Raw genomic sequence first — 11,811 nt, 5'->3', positions numbered from 1 at the left:
CGTCGAGGAAAAGGCCAGCCTGATGAAGCGTCTCGGGCGCAAGGAGCTGCGGGTCGAGCTGGACGAGCCGGTCGCGTCCATCCCCGCCGCGCTGCAAGACCGCAGCCTGCGGCTCGAAGAAGACGGGCGCGTGCTGGTCTACGACTACGACACCGCCGCCGAGCGCACCGGCCTCGCCCATCTGATGTCCGAACTCAGCGCCGCCGGGCTCCGGGTCCGCGACGTCGACACCCGCAAGAGCACTCTCGAGGACATCTTCGTCGGGCTCGTGCACAAGCAGGAGGAGAACGCGGCATGAACTGGCGCGGCATCTGGGCAATCTACCACTTCGAGATGATGCGGTTCTTCCGCACCCTGCTGCAGAGCTTCATCTCGCCGGTGATCTCGACCTCGCTCTATTTCGTGGTCTTCGGCACCGCCATTGGCGCCCGCATCGACGAGGTCGAGGGCGTGAGCTACGGCGCCTTCATCGTCCCGGGGCTGGTGATGCTCTCGGTGATCACGCAGGCGATCTCGAACGCCTCCTTCGGGATCTACTTCCCGAAGTTCATCGGCACCATCTACGAGCTGCTGTCGGCCCCGCTGAACTTCATCGAGATCACCATCGGCTACGTCGGCGCGGCGGCGACCAAGTCGCTGTTCATCGGCACCGTCATTCTCGCCACCTCGGCCTTCTTCGTGGATCTCGAGATCCAGCACCCGGTGGCGATGCTGGCCTTCCTGCTGCTCACCTGCCTCAGCTTCGCGCTGCTGGGCTTCATCCTCGGGCTCTGGGCGGGGAACTTCGAGCAGCTGCAACTGGTGCCGCTGCTGGTGGTCACGCCGCTGGTGTTCCTCGGCGGCTCGTTCTACTCGATCTCGATGCTGCCGCCGGTGTGGCAGACGATCACGCTGTTCAACCCGGTGGTCTACCTGATCTCGGGCTTCCGCTGGTCGTTCTTCGGACTTGCGGACGTGCCCGTGGGGCTGAGCCTCATGGCCATCGGCGCCTTCACCGCGCTCTGCGTGGGCGTGATCTGGTGGATCTTCCGCAGCGGCTGGCGCCTGCGGTCCTGAGCGGGCCTCAGGCGATGGCACCCTGCCGTCGCCCGCCCATCAGCACGTCGGTGGTCATGCCGCCGACCCACATGCAGAACAGCGCCAGCCACGCAGTGCCCACGAAGATCGAGCCGCCGGTGACGCCCGCGCCGATGGCGCAGCCCCCGGCCAGCATGCCGCCGAAGCCCATCAGCGCGGCGCCGATCATGGCGTTGCGCAGCGGCGTTGGGCCGTCGAAGCCCTGCACCTTCAGCTCGCGCGACCAGGCGGCAGCGAGAAAGGCGCCAAGGAAGACCCCCGGCACCAGCCCCACGTCGAATTCCAGCACCGCGTCGCGGTCGAGGAAGAACATCAGCGTGTGCGCCGAGGGTCCGGTGAAGGTCGCGCTCTCGATCTGCACCGGCTCGAAGGCCACGTTGGCCAGCGCGTAGGTCAGCACCCAGCCCAGCGCCACCGCAAAACCCACGCCCGAGGCGAAGACCAGCCGGCGCACCCCGATGCGGTTGCGCCGCGACAGCTCGAGCGCCACCAGCGCGATGGCGAGCCCGATCACCAGCCCCGCCCCGCGCGGCAAATGCGCCGCCGCCAGCAGGTCCATGTTGCGCCCGCCCGAGGTCACCCAGAGCGCCGCGATCCGGTCTCGCAGCGGCGACAGCACCCCCGCGAGGCTCATCTGCGCCACCACCGCGAAGATCAGCCCCGAGATCACCGACCGCAGGTTCCCGGTCGCCGCCATCACCAGCAGCCGCCCCGAACAGCCGTTGGCCAGCACCATGCCCGCGCCGAACATCAGCCCGCCGACGATGGCCCCCGACCAGCTTCCCGGCACCGCCATCATCCGCGCGTTCGAGGCATCGAAGACCCCCAGCAGCTGCGCGCCCTGCACCCAGACCAACGCCGTCGAGAAGGTCAGCAGCCAGACCGACACCTTGTCGCGCATCTCTCCCCGTGCGAACTCGACCACCGCGGCCCGCAGGCAGAACCGCGAGCGCTGCGCGGCGACGCCGAAGACGACGCCGGTGAGCACTCCGAAAAGGGCGGCGGTCGGCGCCTCTCCCAATCTGTCGACCAATGCGACGAGATCCATGCTGCGTCCTCCTCTCGGCCCGGCTGCATGGAAGACGAATGCCCGCATTCGAATATGATTCCCATGATTCAGATCATGTGCCGCCAGTTCGCGACATCGTCCTCGCATTCCGTCGCGCGCTGGCACCAAGCCGCGATAGCGCCCTCATGAAAGATCCCATGGCCGAGCCCGGGATTGACGTCGCCATCCTGCCCAAGATCGCCGCACTGATGACGCTGGCGGTGGCCGCCAACGCGCGGGAGGCGCCGCTCGAAGGGGGCGGGGATCCGGCCTTCGGCACGGAGCGCTGGCGGACCCTGTTCTCGGGCGACCGCAGGCCGACCCGCGGCATGGTGCCGGGCATCGCCGATTTCGCCCCCTTCGGCACCCTCCCGCCCCGCCGCCACGGGCACGAGAAGATCTGCTTCGGCCTCTCCGGCGGCGGCGTCGTGACCATCGACGGCGTGCCGCACCCGCCCGGCCCCGAGGTCGCGCTCGACGTCCCCGAGGACGCCGAGCACGGCACCGTCGCCGGACCCGGCGGCCTGCGCTTCCTCTAGGTCTTCCCCCGCGACAGCTTCGCCGACGTCGAGTGCCGCTTTTCCTCCGCAACAAAGGCGTGAGACCTGTGCATCGGCGCAGACAGGTTGCGCTCGCCAAATACGTGCAGAACGGCTAGAGCGGATCCCATGAACCGTACCGTGCCCCTCGCCGACGCGGGTGCCCTGCCCTGGTGGCAACGGCCCGTGACGCTGCTCTTCCTCATGGCCGTGGCCATGCCCCTCAGCTTCGCCACATGGTCGGCCCTGCTGAACAACTTCGTCATCGATGCCGCCGATTTCGACGGCTCCGACATCGGCTGGCTGCACAGCGTGCGCGAGATCCCGGGCTTCCTCGCCATCGGGGTCATCCTCGTGCTCCTGGTGATGCGCGAACAGGTGCTGGCGCTCTCGGCGCTGGCGCTGCTCGGCGCCGCCACCGCCGTCACCGCCTGGTTCCCGTCGATGGCGGGCATCCTGATCATCACCATGCTCAGCTCAAGCGGCTTTCACTACGACGAGACCGTGAACCAGAGCCTGCAGCTGCAATGGCTGCCGAAGGAGCGCGCCCCCCAGATGCTGGGCTGGCTGCTGGCGGCGGCAAGCGGCGCCACCTTCGTGGCCTACGTGCTGATCGTGATGACATGGGAGGCGTTCGAGCTCTCCTACAACACCGTCTACCTCGCCTCGGGCGGCATCACGCTGGTGCTCGTCGCATGGTGCGCCATCGCCTTCCCGCAGTTCGAAAGCCCGACGCCCCAGCGCAAGAGCTTCGTGCTGCGCCGGCGCTACTGGCTCTACTACGCGCTGCAGTTCATGTCCGGCGCGCGGCGGCAGATCTTCGTGGTCTTCGCGGGCTTCATGATGGTCGAACGCTTCGGCTTCGCCGTGCACGAGGTCACCGGGCTCTACCTCATCAACCTGATGGTCAACCTCGTGGCTGCCCCGCTCCTCGGCAAGGCGGTACACCGCTTCGGCGAGCGCCGGGTGCTGATCTTCGAATACACCGGGCTGACGCTGGTCTTCCTCTGCTACGGCGGGCTCTACTGGTTCGGCTGGGGCGTGGTGCTGGCGGCGGTGCTCTACGTCATCGACCACATCTTCTTCGGCCTCGCGCTGGCGCTGAAGACCTATTTCCAGAAGATCGCCGACCCCGCCGACATCGCACCCACCGCCGCCGTGGCCTTCACCATCAACCACATCGCCGCGGTCTTCCTGCCGTTCCTGCTGGGCTATCTCTGGATGGTCTCGCCGGGCGCGGTCTTCGGCCTCGCCGCCTGCATGGCGCTGATCTCGCTCAGCCTCGCGCTGCTGATCCCGCGCCACCCGGTGCCCGGCCACGAGACGGTCTTCACCACCGCCCTCCCCGCCCCGGCGGAGTGACCGCCGGCGCCTCGCACCACAGCGATCGAAGACGGATGACCGGGCCCGCACCGCGCCCGGGTTTCCAATGGCTCCAAATATCCCGGGGGAGTCCGCGCCAGCGGACGGGGGCAGCGCCCCCACGGCGCGCTCCGCCCCTTCCAAAGTTCCGGCAAACGCGCTATCCGGCGCCCAAGCCACCAAGGATTGCCGTCATGCCCAGGACCTGGACCGCCTTCACCAAGCTCTCCGACAAGGACGCCGCCGACACGCTCGGCGAGGCGATGGAGGATCTCGAGCCCACGCCCACCGGCGTCGGCGTCTTCGAAATTGAGGACGGCTCCGGCACTTGGGAGGTCGGCGGCTACTTCACCGAGGCCCCCGACGACATCGAGCTTGCGCTGCTCGCCGCCGCCTATGACGCCAAGCCCTTCGTCGTTTCCGAGGTCCCCGACCAGGACTGGGTCGACAAGGTCCGGCGCGAGCTGACCCCGGTCGAGGCCGGGCGCTTCTTCGTCTACGGCAGCCATGACGCCGACAAGATCCCCGAGGGCGCCAAGCCGCTGCTGATCGAGGCCGCCATGGCCTTCGGCACCGGCCACCACGGCACCACGCTCGGCTGCCTGCGGGCGCTCGACCGTCTCGCCACCGGTGGCTTCACCGGGCGCAGCGTTGCCGACATCGGCTGCGGCACCGCGGTGCTCGCCATGGGCGCCGCCCGCATCTGGCCGGACCCGGTGATCGCCTCGGACATCGACGAGGTCGCGGTCGAGGTGGCCGAGGCCAACGTCCGCGCCAACGCGCTCGAGGGCAAGGTCACCTGCGTCGAGGCCGCCGGCTTCGACAACCCCGAGCTCGCCGCCCGCGCGCCCTTCGATCTGGTCTTCGCCAACATCCTCAAGCAGCCGCTCATCGACCTCGCGCCGCACATGGCGTCGCATCTGGGCGACGGCGGCTACGCAATTCTGTCGGGCATCCTGACCCGGCAGGCCGACGAGGTGGTCGAGGTTTATCTCCAGAACGGCATCAATCTCGTGCACCGCGAAGAGATTGGCGACTGGGTGACGCTGACGCTCCGCAAAGGCGCTTGAGAACCGCCCTATTTGGGGAAAACTCAAGGCAATCGCCTCAAATTTGCCGCAATTTCTACGCATATCCAAAAGCAATCGGTGGGGGCCGATTGCGACGAGGCTGCCATGGACAAGGGTATCCGTGAGTTCGAGAGGCGTCACCGCGCCGTGACGGCCAAGCATCGCCGGCTCGCGGAAGGCTACATCACAAGGCTGAACCCCAACGGCACCATCGAACACAAGCCGGTCCGACGCGTGCGGGCGCTGCCTCTCAAGGGGCTGGCGCTTGCCGTTACCGGCTTCGTCGCGTTCAAGGGGTATCTTCTGGCCAGCCTCGGCCCGGCGGACTACGCCACCCACGTCGCCCATCTCGGCGGCGGAAGCCTGCTCGAACAGGCGGGATCGTGGCTGATGGGCGCGGACCCGGCAAGCCGCTGGATCGCCGCGCAATTCCTCGGAATCCTGTCCTGATCCCCGTCACACCTGGGCGTTGACAGACGCTCCCCCCCAAGGTCCCGCCCTGTCCGCCCCCCGAAAATGATCAAGGCCGCGTCTTCCACCAGGAAGCCGCGGCCTTGTGTCAGGTCGGTCGGGGGCGCGAGGGATCAGCGGCCGCGAACGACGAGCTCGATGTCGCCACGAGTCAGACCGATATCGTCGAGTTCGCGGTCGGTAAGCGCCTGGAGGCTCTTGCGGGTCACGCGGGCGTCGTTCCAGTCGATGATCGCGTCGGCGACGTTCGAGACGAAGCGGCTGATGCTCGATGCGATGACGACCGAAGCCGAGGCGCTTTGCTCGGGAGCGGCGCCGAAGCCGGTGACGAAAACGGACCCGATGCGACCGGCGAGGCCGGCAGCACCATCGTGCGTGCGGGAAGTGTCAATTGCCGACATAGGTCAGAATCCTTGTCTTGGAGTTTTCAGAGTGCCTGATTTCTATGCGGAATTAGTGGCAGGAATGCGTATCCACAACGCGCATTCCTGCATGGTCCGTATGCAGTTTTCGAATAGCTTGGAACTTGGGATGACGCTCGCTAACTGCGCTTAATTCATGGGCGGAATTGAGTCGCGAATATACAATTCGATGTCGCAAACTGGCTCCGCTGCCATCGGATGCGGCACTGCAGCATGACCGCCCCTCACGCAGCCCTCGCTTCGCCCTTGGCGGATGTTCGCGTTTCGTGCTACTCCACCTGCAACAACAACCAAAAAAGGTGGGCAGGCATGAGGGTTCTGGGCATCGATCCGGGCCTGAGGCGCCTCGGATGGGGAATCATCGAGGCCGAGGGCAGCCGTTTGCGGCATGTCGCGAACGGTGTCTGCGAATCGGGAACCGGCGAGCTTGCGGTGCGCCTGCTGTCGATCCACCGCCAGCTGACCGAGGTGCTGCGTCAGTACGCGCCCGACGTCGCCGCGGTGGAACAGACCTTCGTGAACAAGGACGCGGCGGGCACGCTGAAGCTTGGCCAGGCGCGCGGCATCGCGCTGCTGGTGCCGGCACAGTTCGGGCTCGAGGTCGGAGAATACGCGCCCAACTCGGTCAAGAAGACCGTGGTGGGCGTCGGACACGCGGACAAGCGGCAGGTGGATCACATGGTGAAGATGCAGCTTCCCGGCGTCCAGATCGTCGGTCCCGACGCCGCCGACGCGCTGGCCATCGCCATCTGTCATTCCCGCCACTTGGGCGGACGAGAGCTGAGGATCCGGGCATGATCGGACGCATTGCAGGACGCATCGAATACAAGGGCGAGGACCACGTGCTCATCGACGTGCGCGGGGTCGGCTACATCGTCTACTGCTCGGATCGGGTGCTGGCCTCGCTGGCGCGCCCGGGCGAGGCGGCGTCGCTCTACACCGACGGGCGTGTGCGCGAGGACCTGCTGCAGCTCTACGGTTTCCCGACGCTGGTCGAGAAGGAATGGTTCCGCCTGCTGATGACGGTGCAGGGCGTGGGCGCCAAGGCCTCGCTCGCGATCCTCGGCACGCTCGGCCCCGACGGCGTGAGCCGGGCCATCGCGCTTGGCGATGCCAATGCCATCAAGGCGGCGCGCGGCATCGGTCCCAAGACCGGCCTGCGCGTGGTCAACGAGCTCAAGGACAAGGCCCCGATGGTCATGGCCATGGGCGCGGGCACCCTCGCCAGCGCCGGGCCCGAAGTGATCGACGACGCCCCCATCCCCTCGGCCCCTGCACCCGCCCCTGCCCAGGCAGCGCCGACCTCGGCCCCCGCGCAGTCCGAGGCGCTTTCGGCGCTCTCCAATCTCGGCTATGCCCCCGGAGAGGCCGCCGCCGCCGTGGCGCAGGCCGCGGGAGAGGCCCCCACGGCCACGACCGCCGAACTGATCCGCGCGGCGCTGCGCCTGCTGGCCCCCAAGGGATGACGCTGTAAGCCATGACCGAACCCGACCCGACCCTGCGCCCGCAGCGCCTGCCCGAGGACGAGGGCCGTGCCCTGCGCCCGCAGATGCTCGACGATTTCGTCGGACAGGCCGAGGCGCGCGCCAACCTCCGGGTCTTCATCCAGTCCGCCCGCTCGCGCGGCGAGGCGATGGACCACACGCTGTTCCACGGCCCGCCGGGCCTCGGCAAGACGACGCTGGCGCAGATCATGGCGCGCGAGCTGGGCGTCAACTTCCGCATGACCTCGGGGCCGGTGCTGGCCAAGGCCGGCGATCTCGCCGCGATCCTGACCAACCTCGAAACCCGCGACGTGCTCTTCATCGACGAGATCCACCGCCTGAACCCGGCGGTGGAAGAGGTGCTCTACCCGGCGATGGAGGATTACGAGCTCGACCTGGTGATCGGCGAGGGCCCCGCCGCCCGCACCGTGCGCATCGAGCTGCAGCCCTTCACGCTGGTCGGTGCCACCACCCGGCTCGGCCTGCTGACGACGCCGCTGCGCGACCGCTTCGGCATCCCGACGCGGCTGCAGTTCTACACGGTGGACGAGCTCAACAGCATCGTCACCCGCAACGCCGAGAAGCTGGGCGTGCGCGCCGAGCCTGCCGGCGCGCGCGAGATCGCCCGCCGGGCGCGCGGGACACCACGGATCGCCGGGCGCCTGCTGCGCCGGGTCGTCGACTTTGCCGTGGTCGAAGGCAATGGCGTGGTGACGCAACAGCTTGCCGATGGCGCGCTGACCCGGCTGGGCGTCGACGGCATGGGCCTCGACGGCGCCGACCGGCGCTACCTGAGGCTTATCGCCGAGCATTACGCCGGCGGGCCGGTGGGGATCGAGACCATCTCGGCCGCGCTCTCCGAGAGCCGCGACGCCATCGAGGAGGTGATCGAGCCCTACCTTCTGCAGCAGGGCCTCATCCAGCGCACCCCGCGCGGGCGGATGCTGGCGCAGCGGGCGTGGGATCACCTCGGGATGCCCGCGCCCAAGGCCCCCGGGCAGGCGACGCTTTTCGACTGAGCCTCAGTCGAGCGTCCGCCGGAACCGCATCAGCGCCGCCAGCGACAGCATCAGCACGAAGACGGTCAGTGCCAGCAGCGACTGCGCGACCGTGTGCACGTCCGCGCCCTTGAGCATCACCGAGCGGATCAGCCGCAGGAAATGGGTGAGCGGGAAGATCTCGCCCAGCGCCTGCGCCCAGCCGGGCATCCCGCGGTAGGGGAACATGAAGCCCGAGAGCATCAGCGACGGCAGAAAGAAGAAGAAGGTGAGCTGCATCGCCTGCATCTGGGTGCGCGCCACGGTCGAGATCAGGTAGCCGAGGATCACCAGCGCCAGCACGAAGACGAAGATCCCGAGCAGGATCACCGACAGGCTCCCCATCATCGGCACGGCAAAGATCATCCGCGCCGCCGCCAGCACCACCACGACCTGCACCGCGCCCACGCCCAGATAAGGCACCACCTTGCCCAGCATGATCTCGAGCGGCGTGGCGGGCATTGAGAGCAGGTTCTCCATCGTGCCCCGCTCGATCTCGCGGGTCAGCGCCATGGCGGTCATCATCACCATGGTGAGCTGCAGGATCACCCCCAGCAACCCCGGCACGATGTTGTACTGGGTCACGCCCTCGGGGTTGTAGCGCTTGTGGACCACGACCGAGAGCGCGGCGGGATCGGCGGACGTGTTCCCGGTCTCGCGCTGAAGCGCCTGCTGCGCCACGGTGCCCAGCGTCGAGATCGCGCCCGAGGCCGCCGAGGGGTCGGTGGCGTCGGCCTCGATCAGGATGGTCGGCGCATCGCCCTTCTCAACCCGCTTGCCGAAATCCGACGGCACCGTCACCACGAAAACCACGTCCCCGCGCGAGATCATCTCCTCGGCCTCCGCCGCGGTCGCGTCGGGGGCGACGAAGCGGTAGTAGCCGGTGAGTTCGAGCGCGCCGACCATGGCGCGGGTGAAGCGGTCCTGCGTAGGGGCGACGAGGGCGGCCGGCAGCTCCTTGGGATCGGTGTTGATGGCAAAGCCGAAGAGCATGAGCTGCACCAGCGGGATGCCGATCATCATCGCGAAGGTCACCCGGTCGCGGCGCATCTGGATGGTCTCCTTGACCAGCAGCGCCCAGAGCCGCGCGAAAGAGAGCCAGCGGCTCATGACATGTTGTCCCGGGCATCGCCCATGAGCTGGATGAACACGTCCTCGAGGCTGGTCTCGGCGTCGGCGACCTGCGTGCCGGTCTCGGCGGCCACCCGCGCGACGGTGCGGCGCAGCGCCTCGCCGTCGCGCCCGACCACGTGCAGCGTGTTGCCGAAGGGCGCGATCTGGTCGACGCCCTCGGCCCCGCGCAGCTTGTTCGCCGCCTCGGACGTCGCCTCGCCGGTCACCACCACCGTGGTCAGCCCGGCATCGCGCACCACCTCCTCGACCGTGCCCTGCGCCACCAGCGTGCCATAGGATATGTAGTTGATCCGGTGGCAGCGCTCGGCTTCGTCCATGTAGTGGGTCGAGACGAGAACCGTGAGTCCATCGGCGGCCAGCCGGTGGATCTCGTCCCAGAAATCGCGCCGCGCCTTGGGATCCACGCCCGCCGTGGGCTCGTCGAGCATCAGCAGTTGCGGCTTGTGCATCACGCAGGCGGCCAGCGCCAGCCGCTGCTTCCACCCGCCCGAGAGCGAGCCCGCGAGCTGCCCGCGCCGGGTCCAGAGCCCGAGATCCTTGAGCGTGTCCCGCACCACCTCGCGCCTGCGCCGCATCTGGTAGAGCCCGGCGACGAAGCTCAGGTTCTCCTCGATCGTCAGGTCCTCGTAGAACGAGAACTTCTGCGTCATGTAGCCGACCTCGCGCTTGATCGCGCCGCGCTCGGTGAGGATGTCGTGGCCCAGCACCCGCCCCGAGCCGCCGTCGGGCTGCAGAAGCCCGCACATCAGCCGGATGGTCGTGGTCTTGCCCGAGCCGTTGGGTCCGAGGAAACCCGCGATCTCGCCCTTCGCCACGCTCAGCGACACCCGGTCCACCACGGTCCGCTCGCCGAAGCGCTTGGTCAGCTCCGAAACCTCGATGGCGGGGGTGCTCACTGGCCGTCTCCCGCCAGTCTCACGTCGACGATCTGACCGGGCTTCAGCGTGCTGTCCCCCTCGGGCCGGGCCTCGATCAGGTAGACCAGCTTCTGGCGGTTCTCGAGCGAGTAGATCACCGGCGGCGTGAACTCCGCCGCGTCCGAGATGTAGGTCACCCGCGCGGTCTGGCCCCCGGCGCAGCCGTCGCAATTCACCGCCAGCAGCGTGCCCACCGCGACATGGGCGAACTCGGTCTCGGGCACGTAGAGCCGCAGCTTCACCCCGCCCTCGGCCAGCATCGAGAGCACCGGCGCCGAGGGGCCCGCGATCTCGCCCTCGCGGCGGATGACATCGAAGATCCGGCCCGGCGCGGGTGCGGTCAGCGAACGCTGGTCGAGATCCCAGGCCGCCTTGTCCCGGGCCGCCTGCGCGCCCTCAAGCGCGGCCTCGGCGGCGGCGATCTCGTGGGCGCGGGCGGGCAGGCGCGCCACTGCGAGCTCGGCCTCGATCTGGGCCACCTGCGCATCGGCGACCTTGGCGGCGGTCACCGCGTCGTCGCGCTGGCTCTCGGTCACCGCCCCGCGCGAGGCAAGGCTGACCATGCGCTGCTCGGTGCGGGCGGCGTCCTCGGACTGGGCCCGGGCCGAGGCGAGCGTGGCCTCGATGGCCTGGATCTCTGCCGGGCGCTTGCCCTCCTGCAGGTCCATGAGACGACTGCCGGCCTCGGCCAGCGCCGCCTCGGTCTGCGCCAGCGCGATCTCGGCGTCGCGTCGCTCCATCGCCACCAGCGGCGCGCCCTCGGCCACGGTGTCGCCGCTCGCCACCGCGATGCTGCGCACCTGCGACGTGGCGACGGGGGCGATCAGGGTGAAGTCACCCTCGACATAGCCCGTGGCCAGCGGCCCCGGCTCGGCGCAGGCGGAGAAGAGTGTCGCCGCAAAGGGCAGCACACAGAGAAACCCGGTCATCTCCGGCTCCTTTCGATGGCGGTGCGCATCTGCGCCACCAGCGCTTCGGCAATGAGGTCGGTCTCGACATCGCCGACGCTCTCCCAGTCCATGATCCGGCGCACCACCGGCTGGCCGACGCGGAAATACAGCGCCTGCCCCACCATGGCGAAGACCGCGAGCTTCACCTCGTCCGCCCCGGCGGGCTGCCCCGTGGCGATCGACCAGAGCTGGCAGAGCTCGCGATGCTTGGGCGCGACGATGTGGTCGTGCAAAAGCTGCGCCGTGGTTTCCGAGGAGTTCATCTCGCGCACGAGAAAGCCCACCATGCTGCGCGCCGCG

The 11,811-nt window shown here is 68.6% G+C and carries 14 protein-coding genes and 1 pseudogene; 9 read left to right on the top strand and 6 right to left on the bottom strand.

Annotated features, from left to right (window positions below):
* Positions 1-298, top strand: a pseudogene (locus HC022_RS11440) (multidrug ABC transporter ATP-binding protein); the annotation flags it as partial.
* Entirely contained in the window at positions 295-1,056 is a 762-nt protein-coding gene (locus tag HC022_RS11435) for an ABC transporter permease (protein WP_008885920.1), read from the top strand. The pseudogene HC022_RS11440 and the gene HC022_RS11435, both read left to right, overlap by 4 nt.
* A gap of 7 nt (positions 1,057-1,063) precedes the next feature.
* Here the strand turns inward: HC022_RS11435 and HC022_RS11430 are convergent, their stop codons facing one another.
* Positions 1,064-2,125: a YeeE/YedE family protein gene (locus HC022_RS11430; protein WP_167452506.1), complete on the bottom strand. Its 1,062-nt coding sequence runs from the start codon at positions 2,123-2,125 to the stop codon at positions 1,064-1,066.
* Positions 2,126-2,271: 146 nt separating this feature from the next.
* Between HC022_RS11430 and HC022_RS11425 the strand changes: the two genes are divergently transcribed.
* From HC022_RS11425 to HC022_RS11410, 4 genes are all read left to right on the top strand, one after another.
* The gene (locus HC022_RS11425; RefSeq protein ID WP_167452505.1) at positions 2,272-2,664 is read left to right on the top strand and encodes a cupin domain-containing protein; all 393 of its coding nucleotides are present in this window, start codon (positions 2,272-2,274) and stop codon (positions 2,662-2,664) included.
* 129 nt (positions 2,665-2,793) lie between these two features.
* Complete coding sequence (locus tag HC022_RS11420) at positions 2,794-4,026, top strand: MFS transporter (protein WP_167452504.1); 1,233 nt, start codon at positions 2,794-2,796, stop codon at positions 4,024-4,026.
* Positions 4,027-4,220: 194 nt separating this feature from the next.
* Entirely contained in the window at positions 4,221-5,096 is an 876-nt protein-coding gene (locus tag HC022_RS11415; protein ID WP_167452503.1) for a 50S ribosomal protein L11 methyltransferase, read from the top strand.
* 105 nt (positions 5,097-5,201) lie between these two features.
* A complete protein-coding gene (locus HC022_RS11410) occupies positions 5,202-5,546 on the top strand; it encodes a hypothetical protein (RefSeq protein WP_167452502.1) in 345 nt (114 codons plus the stop codon).
* 134 nt (positions 5,547-5,680) lie between these two features.
* Here the strand turns inward: HC022_RS11410 and HC022_RS11405 are convergent, their stop codons facing one another.
* Positions 5,681-5,968: a DUF1127 domain-containing protein gene (locus HC022_RS11405; protein ID WP_008885377.1), complete on the bottom strand. Its 288-nt coding sequence runs from the start codon at positions 5,966-5,968 to the stop codon at positions 5,681-5,683.
* Between the two features lie 330 nt (positions 5,969-6,298).
* Between HC022_RS11405 and ruvC the strand changes: the two genes are divergently transcribed.
* The 3 genes from ruvC to ruvB are packed head-to-tail and all read left to right on the top strand — an operon-like array spanning position 6,299 to position 8,492.
* On the top strand, positions 6,299-6,787 hold the full coding sequence (gene ruvC, locus HC022_RS11400; RefSeq protein ID WP_008885118.1) for a crossover junction endodeoxyribonuclease RuvC: 489 nt from the start codon (positions 6,299-6,301) through the stop codon (positions 6,785-6,787).
* Positions 6,784-7,455, top strand: a complete 672-nt coding sequence (gene ruvA, locus HC022_RS11395; RefSeq protein WP_167452501.1) for a Holliday junction branch migration protein RuvA — start codon at positions 6,784-6,786, stop codon at positions 7,453-7,455. Before ruvC ends, ruvA begins: the two co-directional genes overlap by 4 nt.
* 11 nt (positions 7,456-7,466) lie before the next feature.
* Positions 7,467-8,492 carry a Holliday junction branch migration DNA helicase RuvB gene (gene ruvB, locus HC022_RS11390; protein ID WP_167452500.1) on the top strand — a complete coding sequence of 342 codons (1,026 nt, stop codon included), beginning with the start codon at positions 7,467-7,469 and terminating at the stop codon, positions 8,490-8,492.
* A gap of 3 nt (positions 8,493-8,495) precedes the next feature.
* Here the strand turns inward: ruvB and HC022_RS11385 are convergent, their stop codons facing one another.
* The 4 genes from HC022_RS11385 to HC022_RS11370 all read right to left on the bottom strand — a co-directional run.
* A complete protein-coding gene (locus tag HC022_RS11385; RefSeq protein ID WP_008885494.1) occupies positions 8,496-9,620 on the bottom strand; it encodes an ABC transporter permease in 1,125 nt (374 codons plus the stop codon).
* Positions 9,617-10,540 carry an ABC transporter ATP-binding protein gene (locus tag HC022_RS11380; protein WP_167452499.1) on the bottom strand — a complete coding sequence of 308 codons (924 nt, stop codon included), beginning with the start codon at positions 10,538-10,540 and terminating at the stop codon, positions 9,617-9,619. The genes HC022_RS11385 and HC022_RS11380 overlap by 4 nt, the downstream gene beginning before the upstream one ends.
* The gene (locus HC022_RS11375; protein WP_167452498.1) at positions 10,537-11,490 is read right to left on the bottom strand and encodes an HlyD family secretion protein; all 954 of its coding nucleotides are present in this window, start codon (positions 11,488-11,490) and stop codon (positions 10,537-10,539) included. The genes HC022_RS11380 and HC022_RS11375 overlap by 4 nt, the downstream gene beginning before the upstream one ends.
* A partial coding sequence (locus tag HC022_RS11370; protein WP_167452497.1) for a CerR family C-terminal domain-containing protein occupies positions 11,487-11,811 on the bottom strand: 325 nt, incomplete at its 5' end. The genes HC022_RS11370 and HC022_RS11375, both read right to left, overlap by 4 nt.

It is taken from the genome of Salipiger sp. HF18 (assembly GCF_011806505.1).
In the GTDB taxonomy this organism is placed as follows: Bacteria; Pseudomonadota; Alphaproteobacteria; order Rhodobacterales; family Rhodobacteraceae; genus Salipiger; species Salipiger thiooxidans.
Note: the sequence above shows the minus strand (reverse complement) of the source record. Positions and strands in the feature narration are given on the sequence as shown.